The 20,063-nt window shown below is 64.4% G+C and carries 16 protein-coding genes and 2 pseudogenes; 11 read left to right on the top strand and 7 right to left on the bottom strand.

Annotated features, from left to right (window positions below):
• The first annotated feature begins 59 nt into the window (after window positions 1-59).
• The 4 genes from F4827_RS23140 (at window position 60) to F4827_RS23125 (ending at window position 3,598) form a co-directional block, all read left to right on the top strand.
• Window positions 60-1,178, top strand: coding sequence for a diguanylate cyclase (locus F4827_RS23140; protein WP_183727461.1), 1,119 nt, complete (start codon window positions 60-62; stop codon window positions 1,176-1,178).
• Between the two features lie 153 nt (window positions 1,179-1,331).
• The gene (locus tag F4827_RS23135; RefSeq protein ID WP_183727463.1) at window positions 1,332-2,192 is read left to right on the top strand and encodes an anti-sigma factor; all 861 of its coding nucleotides are present in this window, start codon (window positions 1,332-1,334) and stop codon (window positions 2,190-2,192) included.
• 21 nt (window positions 2,193-2,213) lie between these two features.
• Entirely contained in the window at window positions 2,214-2,732 is a 519-nt protein-coding gene (locus tag F4827_RS23130; protein WP_183727465.1) for a sigma-70 family RNA polymerase sigma factor, read from the top strand.
• Window positions 2,729-3,598 carry an anti-sigma factor gene (locus tag F4827_RS23125; protein WP_183727467.1) on the top strand — a complete coding sequence of 290 codons (870 nt, stop codon included), beginning with the start codon at window positions 2,729-2,731 and terminating at the stop codon, window positions 3,596-3,598. The genes F4827_RS23130 and F4827_RS23125 overlap by 4 nt, the downstream gene beginning before the upstream one ends.
• Before the next feature lie 163 nt (window positions 3,599-3,761).
• Here F4827_RS23125 and F4827_RS23120 read toward each other — a convergent pair whose 3' ends face one another.
• From F4827_RS23120 to F4827_RS23110, 3 genes are all read right to left on the bottom strand, one after another.
• Complete coding sequence (locus tag F4827_RS23120) at window positions 3,762-4,082, bottom strand: DUF4148 domain-containing protein (protein ID WP_183727469.1); 321 nt, start codon at window positions 4,080-4,082, stop codon at window positions 3,762-3,764.
• 189 nt (window positions 4,083-4,271) lie between these two features.
• Entirely contained in the window at window positions 4,272-6,113 is a 1,842-nt protein-coding gene (locus tag F4827_RS23115; RefSeq protein WP_183727471.1) for a trypsin-like peptidase domain-containing protein, read from the bottom strand.
• Window positions 6,114-6,598: 485 nt separating this feature from the next.
• Entirely contained in the window at window positions 6,599-6,910 is a 312-nt protein-coding gene (locus F4827_RS23110; RefSeq protein ID WP_183727473.1) for a hypothetical protein, read from the bottom strand.
• Between the two features lie 122 nt (window positions 6,911-7,032).
• Between F4827_RS23110 and F4827_RS23105 the strand changes: the two genes are divergently transcribed.
• The 5 genes from F4827_RS23105 to F4827_RS23085 all read left to right on the top strand — a co-directional run bounded on the left by F4827_RS23105 (window position 7,033) and on the right by F4827_RS23085 (window position 12,655).
• Window positions 7,033-7,848 (top strand): AraC family transcriptional regulator, encoded by an 816-nt coding sequence (locus F4827_RS23105; protein WP_183727475.1) that lies wholly within the window; start codon window positions 7,033-7,035, stop codon window positions 7,846-7,848.
• A gap of 84 nt (window positions 7,849-7,932) precedes the next feature.
• A complete protein-coding gene (locus F4827_RS23100; protein WP_183727477.1) occupies window positions 7,933-8,352 on the top strand; it encodes a cupin domain-containing protein in 420 nt (139 codons plus the stop codon).
• Between the two features lie 151 nt (window positions 8,353-8,503).
• Entirely contained in the window at window positions 8,504-9,541 is a 1,038-nt protein-coding gene (locus F4827_RS23095; protein WP_183727479.1) for a transporter, read from the top strand.
• Between the two features lie 139 nt (window positions 9,542-9,680).
• Window positions 9,681-11,549, top strand: a complete 1,869-nt coding sequence (locus tag F4827_RS23090) for a diguanylate cyclase (protein WP_260175381.1) — start codon at window positions 9,681-9,683, stop codon at window positions 11,547-11,549.
• 146 nt (window positions 11,550-11,695) lie between these two features.
• Window positions 11,696-12,655 (top strand): sulfonate ABC transporter substrate-binding protein, encoded by a 960-nt coding sequence (locus F4827_RS23085; RefSeq protein ID WP_183727481.1) that lies wholly within the window; start codon window positions 11,696-11,698, stop codon window positions 12,653-12,655.
• 94 nt (window positions 12,656-12,749) lie between these two features.
• Here F4827_RS23085 and F4827_RS23080 read toward each other — a convergent pair whose 3' ends face one another.
• The 4 genes and pseudogenes from F4827_RS23080 to F4827_RS23065 form a co-directional block, all read right to left on the bottom strand.
• Entirely contained in the window at window positions 12,750-13,694 is a 945-nt protein-coding gene (locus F4827_RS23080; RefSeq protein ID WP_183727483.1) for an ABC transporter substrate-binding protein, read from the bottom strand.
• Window positions 13,695-13,797: 103 nt separating this feature from the next.
• Window positions 13,798-14,748: pseudogene (locus F4827_RS23075) on the bottom strand (ABC transporter permease subunit); the annotation flags it as partial.
• A gap of 173 nt (window positions 14,749-14,921) precedes the next feature.
• The gene (locus F4827_RS23070; RefSeq protein WP_183727487.1) at window positions 14,922-16,475 is read right to left on the bottom strand and encodes a sugar ABC transporter ATP-binding protein; all 1,554 of its coding nucleotides are present in this window, start codon (window positions 16,473-16,475) and stop codon (window positions 14,922-14,924) included.
• Entirely contained in the window at window positions 16,462-17,754 is a 1,293-nt protein-coding gene (locus F4827_RS23065) for an ROK family transcriptional regulator (RefSeq protein WP_183727489.1), read from the bottom strand. The genes F4827_RS23070 and F4827_RS23065 overlap by 14 nt, the downstream gene beginning before the upstream one ends.
• 457 nt (window positions 17,755-18,211) lie before the next feature.
• Here F4827_RS23065 and F4827_RS23060 point away from each other — a divergent pair, with 457 nt between their 5' ends.
• Together F4827_RS23060 and F4827_RS23055 are read left to right on the top strand one after the other, a co-directional pair.
• Entirely contained in the window at window positions 18,212-18,376 is a 165-nt protein-coding gene (locus tag F4827_RS23060) for an N-acetylmuramoyl-L-alanine amidase (protein WP_183727491.1), read from the top strand.
• A gap of 267 nt (window positions 18,377-18,643) precedes the next feature.
• Window positions 18,644-19,970, top strand: a pseudogene (locus F4827_RS23055) (chloride channel protein).
• Window positions 19,971-20,063 lie beyond the last annotated feature (93 nt).

Raw genomic sequence — 20,063 nt, 5'->3', positions numbered from 1 at the left:
TGCCGGAACTTCGCCCGACGCGCACGCATCGATACTGGATACACCAAGCGACTGACATCATGACCGAGAAGCCGAACGATTCATCCGCGCCTGACGCTGCGCTGACCGAAGGCGGGCCCGACGAGGCTTCGCTCGAAGGCGCGCTGGAGGCCGTGCGCACGGCGCTTGAGCAGCCTTTGCCCGGCGCGGCCGATGTGCCCATGATGGTGCTGCTGGTGGACGATCAGGCGATCGTCGCCGAGGCGGTGCGGCGCGCACTGTCGAGCGAGCGCGAAATCGACTTTCACTATTGCTCGCATCCGGAGCAGGCCGTGGGCATGGCCGAGCAGGTGCGCCCGACCGTGATCCTGCAGGATCTCGTGATGCCCGGCACCGACGGCCTCACGCTGGTGCGCGCCTACCGCGCCAATGACGCCACGCGCGACGTGCCGATCATCGTGCTGTCGACCAAGGAAGAGCCCGCGATCAAGAGCGCGGCTTTTGCGGCGGGCGCCAACGATTACCTCGTCAAGCTGCCCGACAGCATCGAGCTGATCGCGCGAGTCAAATATCATTCGCGATCCTATGTAAATATGCTTCAGCGCGACGAGGCCTACCGGGCGCTGCGCCGCTCGCAACAGGAATTGCTGCGGGCGAATCTGGAACTGCGCCGCCTCACGCATTCGGACGGTTTGACGGGGCTGTCGAACCGGCGCTATCTGGACGAATTCCTCGGCGCGGAATGGCGGCGCGCGCAGCGCGAGAACACCGAAGTCTCGCTGCTGATGATCGATGTCGATTACTTCAAGCCTTATAACGACACCTACGGCCACGTGGCGGGCGACAACGTGCTGCGCTCCGTGGCAACCACGATCCGCCGCGAGGTGAGCCAGCCGCGCGATCTGGTGGCGCGTTTCGGCGGCGAGGAATTCGCGGTGGTGATGCCGGGCGCGGGCAGCGCGTTCGCGCGCCTGATGGCGGAGAAAATGCGCCGCGACGTGGCGGCGCTGCAATTGCCGCACGTAGGATCGAAGGTCAGCGAACATCTGACGATCAGCGTGGGCGTGGCGACGCTGACGCCGTCGGCGGGGCTGGCCGAAACAGCGCTGATCGAGGAAGCCGATGCCGCGCTTTATCGGGCCAAACGCGAAGGCCGCAACCGCGTGGCGTTCTCGAACGAAGTGACGGCGCGCAGCTGAGCGGGTGTGCAATCTGGGCCACTTGCGAGTTGCCAGTTGCCAGTTGCCGGTCAAAGGCCCATCATCTCGCCCTTAAAAATCTTCCTGGCTCTGCTGGAATAAGCGCGCTGGCCGCGCGTTAGCCCATCGTCCCCATTTATTCACGCGACGATCATGGTTCCGCAGGGGCCGCCCGACGAGCGGCCGGTTTCCGAGGCCGATATTCAGGCCTACACCGACGGCTCGCTGCCCAGCGACCGGGTGGCGCGCGTGCGCCGCTATCTGGCGCGGCGGCCCGGCGAATGGCATCGGATCCTGTTCTATCGACGGCTCAATGCGCAGATGCGGCGCTCGTTCGGCGAAGCTGCGCTAACAGGTGTTGCGTCCGAAATGGCGTCGATGCGACCGGCTTTGTTGCCGCGTTCGCGTGCGCTGCGGCGCGGCCTGACCGCCTTCATGGCGGCGCTCGCGCTGGCGGGCGCTGCGCTGGCGTGGCTGGCGATATCCGAGCCCAGTGTTCAGGCGCTCAACAACGCAGCGGTGATGGCGCTGATGGAAGCCGGCGGCGGAAATGCGCCGGGATCAGGGACTTCAGGCACCTCGGGCACCTCAGGCGCTTCGGACACCGTGGCCGACGCGCTTGCGCCCGGCGCACACGCCGCCGGGCCTGCACCGTTCGATCTGAGCGCCGTGGGCCTGCGCTTCGTGGCGTCGGGCACGATCGAACTCGGCCCGTTCGCGCGCGCGCAACGCTGGACTTATCTGAACGCCGAAGGGGAGCCGGTCGTGCTGCTCGCCACGCGCGCGTGGTTCGAGCGCGATGCGCCGCAGTGGAGCGCGCGCCGGGTAGGCGGATTGCGCCTGATCGGCTGGATCGGGCACGGCGAACGTTGGGTGCTGGCGGGCAACGCGCGCACGCACGGACTGATGCGGGCCGCCGACGCCGCGACTCTGCAAATGGAGAGGGAGCCGCAAAACATTGCACAAACCGGATCGAACGTGGATACGCGCGGGGACGCGCAACCCCGGCAATGAGAGGGCACACAAGGATGGAACATGGACATCCGTGACGAGCTGATTGAACACGTACCGCGACTGAGGCGATATGCCCGCGCGCTGATCAATAACCGCGAACTGGCCGACGATCTGGTGCAGGACACCCTCGAACGCGCGCTCGCGCGCACCGAGCTGTTTCGCGCCGGCACCGATCTGCGCGCCTGGCTATTCACGATCATGCACAACCTGTTTGTGAACCAGGTGCGCAAATCGGCGGCGCGCGGCGTGCATGTCTCCGTCGATGACGACAGCGTGCCCGAAACCGATTACGCGGTTCCCGCCACCCAGACCGGCACGCTCGAAGTGCGCGATCTCGACTTCGCCTTGCAGCGCCTGCCGGTCGAGCAGCGCGAAGTCGTCCTGCTGGTGGGGCTGGAGGAAATGAGTTACGCCGACGTGGCGCTGGCGCTCGACGTGCCGATCGGCACCGTGATGTCGAGGCTGTCGAGAGGCCGGGAGCGCCTGCGGGCGCTGATGGCCGGAACCGTCCCGCGTGCGAACCTGAAGGTGGTGCGATGAGCGAGCAACAACTTCCCGTGACCGAAGACGAGATCCACGCCTACGTGGATGGCACGTTGTCCGAAGCCCGTCGCGCCGATGTCGAGCGCGAACTCGAACGCAACCCCGAACTCGCGGCGCGCACCAGCGACTTCTTCTCGCTGAACAGCCTGCTGCACGAGCGTTACGACCGCGTGCTGAGCGAGCCGGTGCCGGCGAGACTGCGCGATCTGGTGTCGGATTCTGCTGCCGACGACCGTGCGGCAGCGACGCCGCGTCCCGTCAGGCATCACCCGCGCGAGGCCGCCAACTGGCCGAAGTTCGCGGGTTTTGCGGCGGCGCTGGTGGTGGGTATCGGCATCGGCTGGGGCACGCATTATGGGGCGGACATGATGAATGGCGGCGACGTTGCGGCGACCCACGCGGCGCTGCGCAGTGTCAGCGCGGACTCGACCATGAACTTCGTTCACGAAGCCGCGCTCGCGCATGTGGTCTATATGCCCGAAGTCCAGCGCCCCGATACGATGGGCGCACGCCAGGAGCAGGATTTCGTGCAATGGCTCGCCAACCGGCTCGGCACCGATGTGCATCCGCCGATGCTGTCGCGCAGCGGTTTCGAACTGATGGGCGGGCGTTTGCTGCCGGGGCCGGACGGCGATGTCGCGCAGTTCATGTATCGCAACGCGAAAGGCGAACGCGTGACGCTGTGCATCTCGCATCGCAAGGTAAGCAGCAATACCACCGCATTCAAGCTTTACGAAGACGGTCCCGTGAGCGTGTTCTACTGGATCGACGGGGACTTCGGTTACGCGCTGTCGGGCGGCATCGACCGCAAGGTGCTGCTGCAACTTTCGCACGATGTTTATGCGCAGTTGACTTCTCGCTGACCTCTCGTTGACTTCGCGCTGACTTCTCGTTGACCTTGCGTTGACTTCTGGCCGCGCAGCGGCGCGGCGCAATCAAAAACCTTTTCGCATGCCAACGCCGAAATCCCGCTCGCAATGAGCGGGGTTTCGGCGTTGTACGCTTTTGCCTGGCGACATCGAGGCGTCAACTTCCCTGATAGATATTGCAGTAGCTCGCCGGGCCGACGCAGGCCGTCGGCGGCGCGCCCGCATCGCTCTTGCCGGCTGGGGGCATGCCCATGCCGCTCGCTTCATGGGCTGGCGCGGCGTGCTCAACCTGCTGGGCGAACACGGGGCTGACGTCGGGATAAGACGTATCGGTGACAAAGCGCGAGCCGTTGGCCTCGGCTTCGATCAATTGCTGGCGCACTTCTTCGCGGGTGAGACCTTGTGCCGATGCCTCGGTGACAGCGCCCACGGAAGCGGCGGCGACGAGTGTGGCGATCAATACGCGGCGGATAGACATTTCGAACTCCTCATAAGATGGTGTGGTCTCGCGGCAGCCGCCGATCGAGCCGGTTCAGATGAATCGGCTTCGTTTCGACGCTGCCTGCATGGATAAGAACGCACCAGCCTGGGAGTTATTCCGTCCGGATTTGTAGCGGCTTTGTAGCGGAGTGTGTGATATGGCCCGAAGTGGCATCGGGCCATATCGTCATTGCAATTTGACGTCGACGAAACTGCGCGCGTTATTGCGCTGGATAAGCAGGGCCATGCTGCGCGTCGCCTTCGCTTCGAGCGCGACGGCCTGGTCGTGCGTTTCGACCAGCGTGTCGTTGAGCGACAGCACGATGTCACCCGGGCGCACGCCCGCGCGCGCGGCCGGGCCGCTTGCCGCGTCCACCATCAAACCGAGCGGCAAGCCGCTTGAGCGGCGTTCGTCTTCGCTCAGCGCATGGCTGACGAGGCCGAGCCGGTCAGCCGTACTGTGGACGGGCGCGGGCTTGGCCATCTTCGCCGAGGTGCTCACGCGTGTGACCGCGACGCCGTCCGTATCGGCGGTGACGGTGGCCACGGCGCGCGCGTCGCGTGGAGCCGGGGCGGCGGCGTCCTGCACATCGGCGGCGTCGGCCTGATCGACCGAAGCGGCGGTTTGGTCAGCAGCCTGGGCTGGCGGAGCAGCATGCAAGGGTTTGACGTTCCTGGCCGTGATCGCCGCCTTGGCGGTGCGCGTGGGCTTCGTATCGAGCGCCGCGTTCGAGAAGCGCGTGAGCATCGGCCGACGGTTGCGGATCACCTTGAGCGGCGTCTGCGTGGCGGGCGGCACGGCGGCGAGCTGGCTCGCGAGCGTCGCCGCGCTGTCCACCTGCTGCTCGCCAACCTGCACGATCACGTCGCCCGCTTTCACGCCCGCGGCCGCGCCGATCGAATCGGCATCCACGGCGTCGACCAGCGCGCCGCCCGCATGCGGCAAGCCGAGCGCCGCCGCGAGTCCCGGGCTCACGTCCTCTACCTGCATGCCGAAAGTGCGCGTGGGACCCGCCGCCGCGTTGGCCGGGTCGGCCTGATCGGGCTGATTTGCCGGGCCGGTCTTGCGCGCCGCCTGTAATTGCGCGCGGAACCTGTTTGCCGCTTCGATCGGAATGCCGAAGGTCAGTCCCGTATAACTGTCGCGGTCGGCGTAGACCTGCACGTCGATGCCGACCACCTCGCCCGAGCGATTGAAGAGCGGTCCGCCCGAGTTGTCCGGATTGACGGCCACATTGGTCTGGAAGAAGGGGAACGTATTGCCGTCCGGCAGCGTGCGCGAAGCCGCGCTGACGATGCCTGTCGTCACGGTGTTCTGGAAACTGTCTGGCGAGCCGATCGAGAGCACCGGTTCGCCCGCGCGCAATTTCGACGAATCGCCCAGCGGCACGCTCGGCAGATCGTGCGCATTCACCTGCAGCACGGCGACGTCGCTCTGCGGATCGACGGCGACGACCTCCGCCTTGAACTCGCGCTTGTCGGTCAGCTGCACCGTGACTTGCTGGGCGTTGTCCACCACGTGCGCGGTGGTGAGCACGACGCCGTCGGGGCTCACGATGAAGCCCGAGCCGCTGCCCGTCATCACGCGCGGTTCGCCGCCGTTCTGGGCCTGACTCTGGGCCTGACTCTGGACCTGACCTTGGGTCTGCCCTGGCGTCTGGACCGCAGTGGGCGGTCGCGGCGTGCGCTTGAAGAAAGCGGTGAACGGATCGTCGTTGTCGATCGCTTCCTGCTCGGGCGGCGCCGACTGATCGTCGCCGCCGCGCGCGATCACGTGCACGACGGCCGGACCGTAACGGTCGGCCAGCGCGAAGAAGTCCGGCGTCGCCATCGCTGCGGGCGAGGCGGCGGGATGTTTCTCGGCGGCGGCTTGATCGGCAGCGGATTGATCAGACGCCTGCGCCGCCTGGGATGCTTTGGCGGCCTGCGCAGGGGTGCCTGCATGAACGGTGAGGCAGACAGTGCCGACGAAAAGAACAGCAAGCGCGGCGGCGGGGCGCGAGGTGCAGGCGGGGATCAGGCGGGGCACAGCACACCTCCAGTAGTCATCGTGCCGGCGAGCGCTGCCGACGAAAATAAGTGTAGTCATACTGCGCACGGAGTTGGGGGAGGGTTTGTCCCGTAGCACACAAAAATACGCATTGAATGGCGGATTCGTGCTGTAGAACGGCGAATCGAATGGGCTCGCGGATTGGCGGCGGGTGGGTTCGCCTTACATGCCCTTACGCGAACGTTGGGTATGCCGCATGCTCGTTGCAGCGCCGCTTGCATCGGGCCGGTCGAAAAGCGCGTGCGGCAACTGGAAACGTTTCCGGATGCCGTTTTTTCGTCGCGTCTTGCAGGCGACGGATTGATCGGAATGGTGAATCGAAGCGAGGTTTATTCGCTCTCCAGTTTGCGCACCATGCTGTACCCCGTGTACTGGATGCGGCGGCGTGGCAGCAATTCCGGGAAAGTGTCGAGCGCAATGCCCAGCAAGTCGCAGTTGGCGTGATAGATGGCCGAGTTGAAGCCTCACACGCTTTCCTCGATCAGATAGCCGCCTGGGACCTGATTCACGTTCGCCCTGCATGGCGACAGCACACCGACCACGCGCGCACGCTCTGGACTGCAAAACACTTCGCCGGTGACTTTTTCGTCGAATAATGCAGTGCCCGCCTCCGCGGTGATTTCGTTAATAGCCGTACCCGCAATGCCTTTCTGGCCCATCACCACGCGCGCCGCCTGCATCCGCTTGCCGCGCGTGCGGGGCGGTTCCGGCGCGTGCTTGCTGGCGGGCGTCCAGGGCTGCGTCGAGTGGAGGGCTTTGGCGAGCGGAATGCGCAATCGGGCAGCGGATAAGGCGCCACTATTGCCGCACGCGGAGTCAATGCCTGCCGATGGCCGCGCATCGTGCCACAATCGTCGGCAACGGTCGCCTGGCGGCCGGTCTTTCATTCGCCGATTTCATGAACCGACACCGCAACCGCGTCGGCCCCGACTGGGTCGAGCGCGCCGAGCCGATCGCAGGCGTTGAGCGCATCGAAGCGTTTTTCCACGGCAAAGCCTATGCGATGCACCGCCACGACACCTACGCAATCGGCCGCACGCTGGCGGGCGTGCAGCGCTTCAACTACCGGCGCGGACAATGCGACAGCCTGCCGGGCCACACCATCGTGCTGCATCCCGACGAACCGCACGACGGCCAGGCCGGCACGGGCGAGGGCTTCCAGTACCGCATGATCTACGTGCAGCCTTCGGTCTTCCAGGACGCGCTAAGCGGCAGTGCGCTGCCGTTTCTGGAAGGCGGCCTGACGACCGATCCGCGGCTGTCGGCGGCCACCGAGTCCTTGCTGCAACAGATGAGCCATACGCTCGAACCGCTCGAACAGAACGACGCGCTGAGCGAATTCATCCATTCGCTGGCGGCGATCACGGGCACGGGCCGGCTTTCATCGGCTGGCGATTATCGTGCGGCTCGCCGTGCGCGCGAATTCCTGCACGAGCATTGTTCGCGCACGGTGGCGCTGGAGGAACTGGAAGCGCTGACGGGGCGCGACCGCTGGAGTCTGTCGCGCGATTTCCGTCACTTTTACGGCACGAGCCCGTACCGCTACCTGACGATGCGCCGGCTCGACGCAGTGCGGCGCATGCTGCTGGCCGGCACGGCGCTGTCTCACGCGGCGGCGGCGGCGGGTTTCGCCGACCAGAGCCACATGGCGCGCCATTTCAGCAAGGCCTTCGGCATGACGCCGGGAACCTGGCAGCGGGTCGCACGCGGCTGAAGGTCGAATCGCCACGATCGTTCAATACGGGCGGCGCAGGCGCGGCTACGCTTGGCGTCATCGGTTTATTGAACGGAGTTCGCCATGTCACTTTCCCTGCACACGCAGCCCGCCACGCGCGGCCAGGCCCAGACGATTGATTTCATCAGCAAGATCGCGCAGATCGACGGGCACTGGCAGCCGCGCGTGGTCGCCGAAATGAACGACTATCAGTTCAAGGTCGTCAAACTGCTGGGCGATTTTCTCTGGCATTGCCACGCCGATACCGACGAAACGTTTATCGTCCTCGAAGGCGAACTGCACATCGGCATTCGCGGCGGTCCTAATGGCGATGAAACCCTCGTGGTGCGCGCGGGGCAGATGGCCGTGGTGCCCAGGGGCGTCGAACACAAGCCCAGCGCGCCCGCCGAAGTGAAACTGCTGCTGATCGAGCCACGCGGCGTGCTCAATACCGGCGACGGCGCGCAAGGCGGCCGCACGGCGCAGAACGACGTGTGGGTTTGAGCGGGGCGGCTGCGCATCGCTTACGAAGCGACGCAAACCGGTGCGGCAACGCGGTCAATATGTCATGGGTGTGTCGGACGAACGAAAGCGCGCGCTTGCCTGCAAAAGCGCGGATATGGCATGCTTGCGCCGATTAAACGGCCACCTGACCATGGATCTCGCTTCGTCCATTGCAACCTACGGCGCCGACATGTCGGGCTTGATCTGCGGATTCCGCTTCATGCCAGGCGAGCCGGGCCAGCCCGTCAAGGGCGAAGATGTGCTCGCCGCGCTGCAGGGCGGCCAGCAGGATCAAGCCCACGACGGCGCGTTCTACTGGCTGCACTTCAATCTCGCGCATGCCGCGAGCGCCTCGTGGATGCGCGCGCATCTGGACCTGCCGGAAAGCTTCTTCGAGATGCTGGTGGAGGGTTCGCACTCCACGCGCATCGAGCAGGTGGATGGCGCGCTCTATGCCGTCGTCAACGACGTGATGTTCGATTTCGAACTCACGCCCTCGCAGATCGCCACGCTCTGGTCGTTTACGCACGAACGTCTGCTGGTGACGGCGCGCATGAAGCCGCTGCGTTCCATCGACCGTCTGCGCGGCGATGTGCGCAACGGCGAAACCTTCCGCTCGCCCGCCGATCTGCTGATTCACCTGTTGCGCGACCAGGCCGATCTGATGGTGGAGATCGTGCGGCGCACGAGCGTCGATGTCGATCGCGCCGAGGACCAGTTTCTCGCCTCGCGCCGCTTCGGCAGCCGCCACGATCTTGCCGCCATGCGCCGCATCCTGGTGCGCCTGCAACGCATGCTCGCGCCCGAGCCGGGCGCCGTGTTCCGCCTGCTCGCGCGGCCGCCGCGCTGGCTGCAGATCGCCGATATGCAGGATCTGCGCGAAACCACTGAAGAATTCACGCTCGTGCTGGGCGATATGGCGGGGCTGGTCGAACGCATCAAGCTGTTGCAGGAAGAGATCGGCGCGCGTCTCGAAGAACAGAACAACCGTACGCTCTTTACGCTCACGCTGGTGACGGTGCTGGCTTTGCCGATCAATATCGTCGCGGGTTTTTTCGGCATGAACGTGGGCGGTATTCCACTCGCCGAAAATCATCACGGCTTCTGGCTGATGGTGGTGCTCGTGGCCGGATTCACGGTGCTGCTGGGCTGGTGGGTGTTCCGCCTGCGCGGGCCGGTGGATCGTTAGCACCGCTGAATCGTCCAGCCTTTAAATCGCCTTTAATGCAACCGATTTTTTGATGATTTTTTTGCCGACGGATCATGCATTGCGGTTAATTTCGCGCGCTATATACTAGCCGCTCGATTCCTCAGCCTGAACGCGTGTCATGTCTGCCACTCCGTCGCCTGCCGAAGCCGCGCTTGCGCCGCCTGTCCCTGCGGTCGCGCCCGGTCGTGGTTCGCGCAACGACGGGCGGGTGGGTCGGGCCGAAGGCGATCCATTGCTGGACGCGCTGATGCGGCTGGCAGCCCGTCATTTTGGCGTGGCTGCCGCCTGCCTGTTGCCCGGCGCCACTGTGGACGGGCGCGAGCGGCTGGGCGCGGGCGTGGATGCGACGTTGTGCGAGGCGCTGCAGGAACTGAAGCGCATCAATGATCGTCATTCGAGTGAAGGGAGTGGCGCGCCGCTCGTCGTCAACGATCTGGGCTCCGACCCTGCGTGGCAGGCATGTCTGTCACGCGTCAGCGCGCTGCCATACCGCTTCGTGGCCGCCTGGCCGCTCACCGGCCCGAACGGCGATGCGCTGGGCAGTCTGTGTCTGCTCGACCCCGCGCCGCGCGAACTGACGGCGGCGCAGCGCGCCAGCCTCGACGACTTCGCTAGCATGATCGCCGCGCTTACGACGCCTTCCGACAAGACGCGCGAGACAAGTCAGACCGAAACGGACCTGCACGCCGAACTGGCCTCGCTGCGCGAGCGCGAACGGCTGCTGGCGCTGGCGATCGCGGGCAGTGGCACGGGCATCTGGGACCGCAACGTGGTGACGGGCGAGATCCGCTATTCGAAGGGCTGGAAGGCGATGCTCGGTTACGCCGAGGACGAAATCACGAGCCGCATTGAAGACAGCTATCTTCGTCTGCATCCCGAAGACCTCGCCTACGTCCAGGCGACCATGCAGGCGCACTTCGAGGGCAAAACCGACCAGTACGAAGTCGAACACCGCATCCGCTGCAAGGACGGCAGCTATAAATGGATCTGCAGCCGCGGCAAGGTCACGGCGCGCGATGCCGATGGCCGCGCACTGCGCATGGTGGGCACCTCGACCGACGTGACCTCGATGCGCGAAATGGCCGAACGCCTGCGCGAATCGGTCAATCTGATCACCAATCTCACCAATGAAGTGCCGGGTCTCGTGTTCCAGTGTCGCCGGGAGCCCGACGGGCACACCTCGTTTCCGTACGCCAGTGCGGGCATCCGCGAGATCTACGAGTTGACGCCGGAGCAGGTGGCCAGCGACGCCGCCGGCATCGACGCGCTGATCCATCCCGACGATATCGACGCCTGGCGCGCCTCGCTCGCGGAATCGGCGGCCACGCTCGCGCCCTGGCATCTGGAATATCGCGTGCGGCTGCCACAGCAAGGACTGCGCTGGCGTCAGGGCGATGCGCGGCCGCAACGCCGCGACGATGGATCGACGGTCTGGCACGGCTTCATCACGGATGTCACGGAACGCAAGCGCATCGAAGCCGAATTGCAGGAATTTGCCACGACCGACGGCCTCACGCGCCTCGCGAACCGGCGACATTTCATGTCCCGTCTCGACGCGCAACTCGTGCTGTTGCGGCGCACGGGCAGCCCGCAATGCGCGCTGATGATGTGCGACCTCGATCACTTCAAATCGATCAACGACCGCTTCGGCCATGCGGTCGGCGACGAAGCGCTGCGCCATTTTGCCGATGTGCTGCGCAACCATCTGCATGGTGGCGACGTGGCGGGGCGCATCGGCGGCGAGGAGTTTGCGATCCTGCTCAGCGGCGCGGATTTGGACGGCGCGTGCATCGTCGCGCGCCGCATTCAGGACTGCATCGCGCAGGCGCCGCTGCGCGCGCAGGAAGGCGCGGTGGCGCTCACGGTGAGCATTGGCGTGACGCCGTTGCGGGTCGATGACGCCAGCGCCGAGATCACGCTCTCGCGCAGCGACGTCGCGCTCTATCGCGCGAAGAAGGGCGGCCGCAACCGTATCGAGTGCGTTTGACGCGTTTGCTGTATCCGGCGCATTAACGTCGAAACCGCTATCCCCGCAGCGTCATTTGCTTAGCGCGATTCGTTACTTCTGCTCATGCGGCGTGACAGGTAGCATTTTTTGCACCTTCCATTGCACTGTCACGCTACGCTTTAGCCATGAATAACCCTATTCGCTTTGAACGTCGCCGCACCCTGCTCGCCGCGCTTGGCGCCACGCTCGCCGGCGCCGCGCTGCCTGCCTGGGCCAAATATCAACCCGATCAATTCCGTATCGGCTATCAGAAAGCCGCAAGCACGCTCGTGCTGCTCAAGGCCAGCGGCACGCTCGAACAGCGCCTCGCGCCGCAAGGCATCAAGGTCTCGTGGACCGAATTCCCGGCAGGCCCGCAATTGCTCGAAGGGCTGAATGTGGGGGCGATCGACTTCGGTTATGTGGGTGAAGCACCGCCTGTGTTCGCGCAGGCCGCAGGCGCGGATTTCGTCTACACGGCCTATGAATTGCCGACGCCGCACGCGGAAGGCGTGGTGGTCGCGAAGCAGTCGCCGATCAAATCGGTCGCCGACCTCAAGGGCAAGAAAATCGGCTTCAATCGCGGTTCGGACGTGCACTGGTTTATCGTCGCGCTGCTGCAAAAGCACGGCATCGCGCTGACCGATATTCAGCCCGTGTACCTTGCACCCGCCGATGCGCGCGCGGCGCTGCAAAGCGGCTCGATCGACGCCTGGGCCGTGTGGGACCCGTTCCTCGCAGCAGTGGAATCGCAGGACGGCGCACGACTGCTGGCGGACGCGAGCGGCGTGGCCAGCCATCATCAGTTCTTCCTGAGCCAGCGCGAATTTGCCATCAAGCGCAAGGACGCGCTCAATGTCGCGCTGGACGAACTCGGCAAGACGGGGCAGTGGGTGCGTGCGAATCCGGCCGCCGCCGCCGCGAAACTCGCGCCGATTCAGGGGCTTGACGCCGCAACGATTCAGATTGGTCTTTCGCACTACGCGCATGAATACCGGCCGATCGCCGCGGGCGTCATCGCGGAACAGCAGAAGATCGCCGATACGTTCTATGATCTCAAGATCATTCCGCGCCGCGTGACGACGAAGGATGCGGTGCTGTCGTAAAGCTGCGGTAAAACTGCGGTAAAGCTGCGGGAATAACGAAAGGGCGGCTATGAAAGCCGCCCTTTTTGCGTAAAACCTTCGACCCGCGCCGCGCTTAATGCTGCGACGACCAGCCCTTGTAGCTGCCCACGTTATCGCGCGTCACGAGTTGCGGCGTCATCTGGATCAGCGGATTGGCGGGCTTCTTGCCGTTCATGATGTCGTAGCCCACGCTCACCGCCGTTTGCGCCATCTTCCACGGGTCCTGGCTTGCCGAAGCCTGCACCAGCGTATCCGTCTTGAGAGCCGATTCGATATCGGGTGCGCCGTCCACCGACGTAATCACGATATTGCTGCGATGCAGTTGCTTCGCAGCCAGATCGCTGCCCACGGCCTGCGGATCGTTGATGGTGAACACGCCCGCCACTTGCGGGAAGCGCGTCAGATAACCCTGCATCGCGTTCATGCCGCCTTCGCGCGAACCTTTGCCGTCCTGATCGTCGGAGAGCACCTTGATGCCCGGCGATTTCGCGAGCACCTGCTTGCAGCCGTTCACGCGATCGATCACCGCGGAAACCTGCGGGCCATTTTCGATAATCACGTTGCCCTTGCCGTTGATCTTCTTCGAGAGAAATTCGCAGGAGATTTCACCGGCCTTCACGTTATCGGTCTGCACGGTGGCGTCCGCGCCCGCTGCGCTCACGTCCACGGCCACCACCACGATGCCGGCGGCGCGCGCCTTGCGCACAGCGGGCTCGATCGCCTTCGGATCGGACGCGTTCAACAGAATCATGTCCACATGCGCCGAAATGAAGTTGTCGATCTGCGTGAACTGCTTGTTCAGATCGTAGTCGGCGGAAACGGCCGTGACTTTGGCGTTCGGATTGATCTGTTTCGCCTTGGCTTCCGCGCCCTGCACGATGGTCACGAAGTAAGGATTGCCAAGCGAACCCACGGTGATGCCGATCGACTTCAATTGCTTGTCGGCGGCATGCGCGCCCTGGAGCGCGAATCCCATCGTCAGAGCGGCAGCGGCGAGCAGAGTCTTTTTCTTGAACATGAACATGTCTCCAGAGAGGTCCTGTTAGTGTCGTGCAGGGCGGGCGCAGGAGGACCGCTTGCGCCCGCGGTTTTAATCCGTTGATGTTTTTGGGTAAAGCGTTTCAGGTGCGAGCGGAGCCGCGCTGGCGATAACGGTCGAGCGCCACCGCGCCGACGATCACCAGACCCTTGATGATGTATTGCCAGATGTCCGATACACCCAGCAGCACGAGGCCGTTGGTGAGCACCGCGATGATGAGCGCGCCGATCAGCGTGCCGACGATCGAACCCACGCCGCCCACGAAGCTCGTGCCGCCCAGAATCACGGCCGCGATGGCGTCGAGCTCATACGACTGACCCAGTTGCAAACCGTTTGCCGCGTAGAGGCGCGCCGCCGACATCACCGCGCCGAGGCCAGCGAGCAGCCCCGAGACGGCATAGACAAACATTTCGATCGCCCAGACCTTGATGCCCGAGAGGCGCGCCGCTTCCGGATTGCCGCCCACCGAGTAAATATGCAGGCCGAGCACGGTACGGCGCAGCACGAACCACGAAGCGGCCACCACCACGAGCGCGATGATCACGAGCCAGGGCACGCCGAGCACCGAGCCGTTGCCGATAAACGCGAACGACAGTTGCGGGTTGAAGATCGTGGTGTCGTGGCCCATCAGACGCGCGATGCCGCGCACCGCCGTGAGCGAGCCGAGCGTGACGATAAACGGCGGCAGGCGCAGCAGGGAAATCAGCGCGCCGTTGATGACGCCGAAGCCCAAGCCCACGCCCAGCGCAGCCGGAATGCCGAGCCAGCCCATGCCCGCAATGGTCGAACCGAGCATGGCGGCGACGGCGGCAGCGGCGAGAATCGAGCCCACCGAAAGATCGATGCCGCCCGTGAGAATCACGAACGTCATGCCCGCGGCAAGCACGATATTGATCGAGGCCTGCTGCGTGACGATCGACAGATTCTCGAAGGTGAAGAAGCCGTCGTTGAGCAGGCCGAAGCCGATGCATAGCAGCACCAGCACCGGCAGCATGCCGGCGGTGCGCATGATGGATTTCATACGCGCGCGATGGCCGTCGATGGCCTGGCTGCGCGTGGACTGCGTGCCTTGCGCCGCTTGTGTGGCATTGGCCGCGACGCCGTGGCGGGGAATAATGTTCTTCATGATGTCGTGCTCCTCAATATCTCTTCGACGGGTGCGTGCTGCGTTCGTCTTTTAGGTGTTTCGATGCCGCCAGCCGTGTGTCAGGCGGCTTCGTCCAGCGCGCCCCGCGAGCCGGTGGCGAGTTCGATGATGGCTTCCTGGCCAATGGGCTTGCCGGTATAGCCGCCCAGCTCTCCGGCGAATTCGCCTTCTCGCATGACGAGCACGCGATCGGCCACGCCGATGATCTCGGGCAGCTCGCTCGAAATCACGATGATGCCCACGCCGGCTTTGGCGAGGTCGTTGATGATGCGGTAGATCTCCGACTTCGCACCAATATCGACGCCGCGAGTCGGCTCATCGAGGATCAGCACGCGCGGCCTGGTTTCCAGCAGGCGCGAAAGCAGCACCTTCTGCTGATTGCCGCCCGAGAGCGCACCCACATTGACGCGCGGGCTGGGTACGCGAATCGACAGCGCGCGAATCGAATCCTTTGCGCGGGCCGAGCCGCGTGCGAGATCGAGCACGCCAAAGCGCGCATCGCGTCCGGCCACGGCGACGTTGATGTTGTCGCGCACGCTCATGTCGAGAAACAGGCCTTGATGCTTGCGGTCTTCGGTCAGATAGACGAGGCCCGCGTCGATGGCATCGCGCGGCGTATGCACGGCAAGGGTGCGACCGTCGATAGCAATCTCGCCGCGTGCGCGCGGTTCCGCGCCGAAGATCAGGCGCGCCAGTTCCGTCCGGCCCGCGCCAACCAGCCCCGCGATGCCGAGCACTTCTCCCGCATGCAGATCGAGACTGCAGCCGCGCACGCGTTTGCCGTCGGCAACGTCGCGCACGGTCAATACCACCTTGCCCGGATCGTAAGGCGCGTGGGCCTTTTTGTAGAACCCCGAAATATCGCGGCCCACCATCATGCCGACGAGGCTTTCCGCGCTGAGTTCCTCGCGCATCAGCGTGCCGACGTAGCTGCCGTCGCGCAGCACCGAAACGCGGTCGGACAGCTCGTAAATCTCGGCCATGCGATGGCTGATGTAGATGATCGCGAGGCCTTCCTCGCGCAGTTGCAGAATCAGCTTGAAAAGACGTTCGGTTTCGCGCGAGGAGAGCGGCGTGGTGGGTTCGTCCATCACGATGATGCGCGCTTTGGTATGCACGGCGCGCGCGATTTCCACCAGCTGGCGTTCGGCGATCGACAGCGAACCCACCAGCGTGGTTGGCCCAAAGGTCGCGCCCAGACGCGTGAGCACGTCCTCGCTGCCGCGCTCCATCGCCGCGCGGTCGACCATGCCGAAGCGGCGGCCGCCTTTGCGCAGCTCGCGGCCCGCATAGATGTTTTCGGCCACGCTCAGATTGGGCGCAAGGCTCAGCTCCTGATAGATCACGGCCACGCCCAGTTCGCGCGCGGCTAGCGGTCCGTCGATCAACACGGCCTGGCCGTCGAGCAGGATTTCGCCGCCCGGATCGGCCTGGTAAGCGCCCGAGAGAATCTTCATGAGCGTGGACTTGCCCGCACCGTTCTCGCCCATCAGCGAATGGATCTCGCCGGGCCAGACCGAGAGGCGCACATTGTCGAGCGCGCGCACGCCGGGAAAGGTCTTGCTGATGCCCCGCATTTCCAGCAGCGGGGGCGTCGACTCAGAGCGCGACATGGCTCACCTCCTGGGCTTGCGCCAGCATTTGCGTTGGGTTTTGCGACGTTGTCTGCATCTGCGCGCCGGCGCCCATCAAGATGCCCGCGCGCGGAGAAAAATTGAAGAACATCGGCAGCGTGGCCGCGCCGAGCGCGCCTGCATCCGGGCCGAAGGTGCCACGCACCAGCTCGGGCGTGCCGCTCGCTTCGGGCGCGGTGGCCGCGACGGCCCCGCGCAGCCGCTCCATGAGTGTGTCGATGAGGCCCGCGTCCACGTCCGCGTCCAGCACCACGGCGGGCACGTCGAGCACGCACAGCGCCGAACGCAGCGCGGGCGCTAGCGCGTCGATGCAGTCGTCGAGCCACTCTTCCACGGCGGGATGACCGCTGGCGATATGACCTTCGATATCGGCGCGGCTTTCGACGCGCGCGCCGCGATATTGCAGGTGCCGGCGCAGCGCGATCAGCGACGCGCGCGACAGAAGGATGTCCCACTTGCCGTCGGGCTTGTACGCCGAGGGCAGGGTGCTGGGCGGCACCGGCATCACCGCGAAATCGCCCGCGTTGCCGGTCAGGCCGCGCACGCAGTCGCCGCCCACCGCAATGCCGCCGCCGATGGCCGGGCCCAGGAAGAGGTAGAGGAAATCGTCGCGTTGACGCCCGCAACCGTAGAAGATTTCGGCGATGGCGGCGGCATTGCCGTCGTTCTCGCTGAACACCGGCAGCGCCAGCGCGCGGCCCAGCTCGCCCGCGAAATCGACTTCGCTCCAGACGCGGAAGGTATCGTGGGGCAGGCCCAGTTCGCGCAGCCAGCTACCCAGGTTGTACGGCTGTGCCACGCCGATGCCGGCGAGACGCTTGCGTTCTTCCTTGTCTAGCAGTCCTGATAGTTCGCGGATGTCGTGCTGGACGATTTCCTGCGCTTGCGCCGGACCGGGCAACAGCATGTCGTGCGAGCGGCGCTCGATCATCTGGCCCGCGAAGTTCACCAGCACGGTTTCGATATTGGTCCGGTCCAGACGCACGCCGATGGCGAACGCGCCGCGCGGCGAAAGGCGCAGCAGCGAGGCGGGTTGCCCGCGTCCGCCGTCCAGGCGTCGACCGCTCAACTCGATCAGGCCGCTCTGGATCAGCGAGGTGATGATGCTGCCCACCGCCGTGCTGGTGAGGTTCGCGAGGCGGGCGAGATCGGCCTTCGAGGCTTCGCCGGCGCGCCGCAACGCCTGCAATAGCAGGCGCTCATTGAAGCGGCGAACATTGGCCGAATTGCTGCCCTGGCCCACATGCGGACTTCTCACGCGTCTCCTCCGGGTGGGGCCTGAAGGCCCGCTTTAAATAAATCAAGTTGATTTATTTAAGAGGACGGAGGCGTCTATGTCAAGAAGCGGGGATGCTGCGTTGTGCCATGCCGGCGCGGGGTGATCGGCCTGAAACCTTTGTCGTTGCTGGGTTTGGAGGCGCTCATGCGGGGTTTGCGCCTTCATTCGCTTGGGGTAAATCCCGACTCGATGGGTGAGATGTGAGCATTTGATCTTGGTTTGGTCAATTATTCGATAGGGGGAGTGGTGTCGCCAAATAGGGTCGACTTGGCACGAGCAACGCGCGACCTTGCAGCGTATCCAGATGGTCTGAATATTAATAAGAAATGCCAAGTTATTAAAAGGTGGAGCGCAGGAAAATCAATCAAGACAGTCGATCGACATCTATCCAACGAGTATGTGTTGCTCCTCAAGGTCTTATGCTCGCGCTTGAAGAATGAACGACTCGCGCAAATATGCCGCGTTCGTGCGTGATGAGATTGGCCAGATCAATCAAGTGCATGGCAGCGGTGTCGGGCAGGCGGCATTCGCGGCTCTGAAGGCGCCCGATATTCCGTCGGTTCTGGTGGAGAGAGCATTCATCAGTAATCCAGAAGAATAGAAAAGGCATTTTGAACACCGCCTATCGGCAAAAGATGGCCGATGCGATTGAGAAAGGCATCCAGCAATACTTCGAGAACCGCCCGCCGCTTACGCATCACGTGCAGGTCCAACGACGAGGCGGGCGATCGACGCGGACCCGGACCGTGTGAATTCCACCCTATATATGCGATCAGCGCATTGATTGAGAAAAATAAGTAACGAAACGCATGTATCGCTCGGGATACCATTCGGGTTATCCCTTAATGCCCATTTTCAGGCCGCTCCCATGAGTTCCAGTTCCACCGCCGAGTCCCCCAGCAAGCCTTTGACATTCGCGCTCGTCACGGTCCTCACGGGCATGGGCGCGGGGCTTGGCGGGATTGGGCTCGCATTGCTGCTGCATGCCATCCAGCACGTCGCCTATGACTACAGCATCGGCGAGTGGGTGGGTCATGAAAGCTTTCTCGAAGGCGTGAGCGCCGCATCGCCGTTGCGCCGGCTTGCGGTTCTGTCGCTCTGTGGCGCTGTCGCGGGCATCGGCTGGGCGTTGTATCGCGACGGCAAGCCGCTGGTCAGCATTCGCAAGGCGGTGAATTCCACCGATCCGCGTATGCCTTTCGTCAGCACGCATGGTGCATGCGCTGCTGCAGATCGTGACGGTCGCGCTGGGCTCGCCGCTCGGACGGGAAGTCGCCCCACGCGAAATCGGCTCGCTGTTTGCTGGTCGTCTTGCCCATCGTGCGGGACTCACGAGCGACGATTGCCGTCTCATGGTGGCGTGCGGCGCGGGCGCGGGCCTGGCCGCGGTATACACCGTGCCGCTGGGCGGCGCGGTGTTCGTGCTGGAAGTGCTGCTGGGCACGTTTGCCCCGCGCGCCATGATTGTCGCGCTGGTGACGTCGACCATCGCCGCGATCGTGGCGTGGAGCGGCTTGGGCAACGAGCAGCAATACCTCGTTCCCGCCTTCTACTCAAACGGCCCGCTGCTGATCTGGGCCGCCGTTTGCGGGCCGCTGTTCGGTCTCGCTGCATTAGGCTTCGTCAAGCTCACTTCCAGTGCGCGCGCGCAGGCGCCGCGGGGTTTGAAACTGGTCGTGTGGTCGATCGTGAACTTCACGGCGATCGGCGCGCTGGTGATTGTGTTTCCGCAACTCGCTGGTAACGGCAAAGGCGCCGCGTCGCTGTCCTTCGATGGCAGTCTTACCATCGCGCTGGCCGCCGTGCTGCTTGTGCTGAAGGTTGCGATCGAGTCTTCGAGCCTGCGTGCGGGCGCAGAAGGTGGTCTGCTCACCCCCGGTCTGACAAACGGCGCATTGCTCGCCGTGGTGCTTGGTGGCGTGTGGAGTCTTTTCTTTCCGACGCTCGCGCCCGGTGCATGTGCGCTGGTTGGAGCAGGCGCGTTTCTCGCCGCTTCCATGCAGATGCCGCTGACCGCCGTGGTGTTGATCGTAGAGTTCACGCATGCCGATCACAATCTGCTTTATCCATTGTTACTCGCGGTTGCTAGGTCGGTCATGACGATTCGCGCCATGCCTGCCGTGCTGGCCTGCATGCGTCATTTGCGCGTGCGTGCGGAGATTCCCGAAAAACAGGTCGAACATTCGAACGTTTGAGTTTCTCTTGCTTGACGGCATTGGCTGAAGGCATTGCCTTTGGCAGCGGATAGCCAAACTCCGATCCCGCCCGCAACAGGGAAGGCGACGGCG

It is taken from the genome of Paraburkholderia bannensis (genome assembly GCF_014200455.1).
GTDB lineage: Bacteria > Pseudomonadota > Gammaproteobacteria > Burkholderiales > Burkholderiaceae > Paraburkholderia > Paraburkholderia bannensis_A.
Note: the sequence above shows the minus strand (reverse complement) of the source record. Positions and strands in the feature narration are given on the sequence as shown.

Coding starts and splice junctions, on each gene's coding strand:
- F4827_RS23140 (WP_183727461.1), top strand. CDS start 60: ATGACCGAGAAGCCGAACGATTCATCCGCGCCTGACGCTGCGCTGACC.
- F4827_RS23135 (WP_183727463.1), top strand. CDS start 1,332: ATGGTTCCGCAGGGGCCGCCCGACGAGCGGCCGGTTTCCGAGGCCGAT.
- F4827_RS23130 (WP_183727465.1), top strand. CDS start 2,214: ATGGACATCCGTGACGAGCTGATTGAACACGTACCGCGACTGAGGCGA.
- F4827_RS23125 (WP_183727467.1), top strand. CDS start 2,729: ATGAGCGAGCAACAACTTCCCGTGACCGAAGACGAGATCCACGCCTAC.
- F4827_RS23120 (WP_183727469.1), bottom strand. CDS start 4,082: ATGTCTATCCGCCGCGTATTGATCGCCACACTCGTCGCCGCCGCTTCC.
- F4827_RS23105 (WP_183727475.1), top strand. CDS start 7,033: ATGAACCGACACCGCAACCGCGTCGGCCCCGACTGGGTCGAGCGCGCC.
- F4827_RS23100 (WP_183727477.1), top strand. CDS start 7,933: ATGTCACTTTCCCTGCACACGCAGCCCGCCACGCGCGGCCAGGCCCAG.
- F4827_RS23095 (WP_183727479.1), top strand. CDS start 8,504: ATGGATCTCGCTTCGTCCATTGCAACCTACGGCGCCGACATGTCGGGC.
- F4827_RS23090 (WP_260175381.1), top strand. CDS start 9,681: ATGTCTGCCACTCCGTCGCCTGCCGAAGCCGCGCTTGCGCCGCCTGTC.
- F4827_RS23085 (WP_183727481.1), top strand. CDS start 11,696: ATGAATAACCCTATTCGCTTTGAACGTCGCCGCACCCTGCTCGCCGCG.
- F4827_RS23080 (WP_183727483.1), bottom strand. CDS start 13,694: ATGTTCAAGAAAAAGACTCTGCTCGCCGCTGCCGCTCTGACGATGGGA.
- F4827_RS23070 (WP_183727487.1), bottom strand. CDS start 16,475: ATGTCGCGCTCTGAGTCGACGCCCCCGCTGCTGGAAATGCGGGGCATC.
- F4827_RS23060 (WP_183727491.1), top strand. CDS start 18,212: ATGAACGACTCGCGCAAATATGCCGCGTTCGTGCGTGATGAGATTGGC.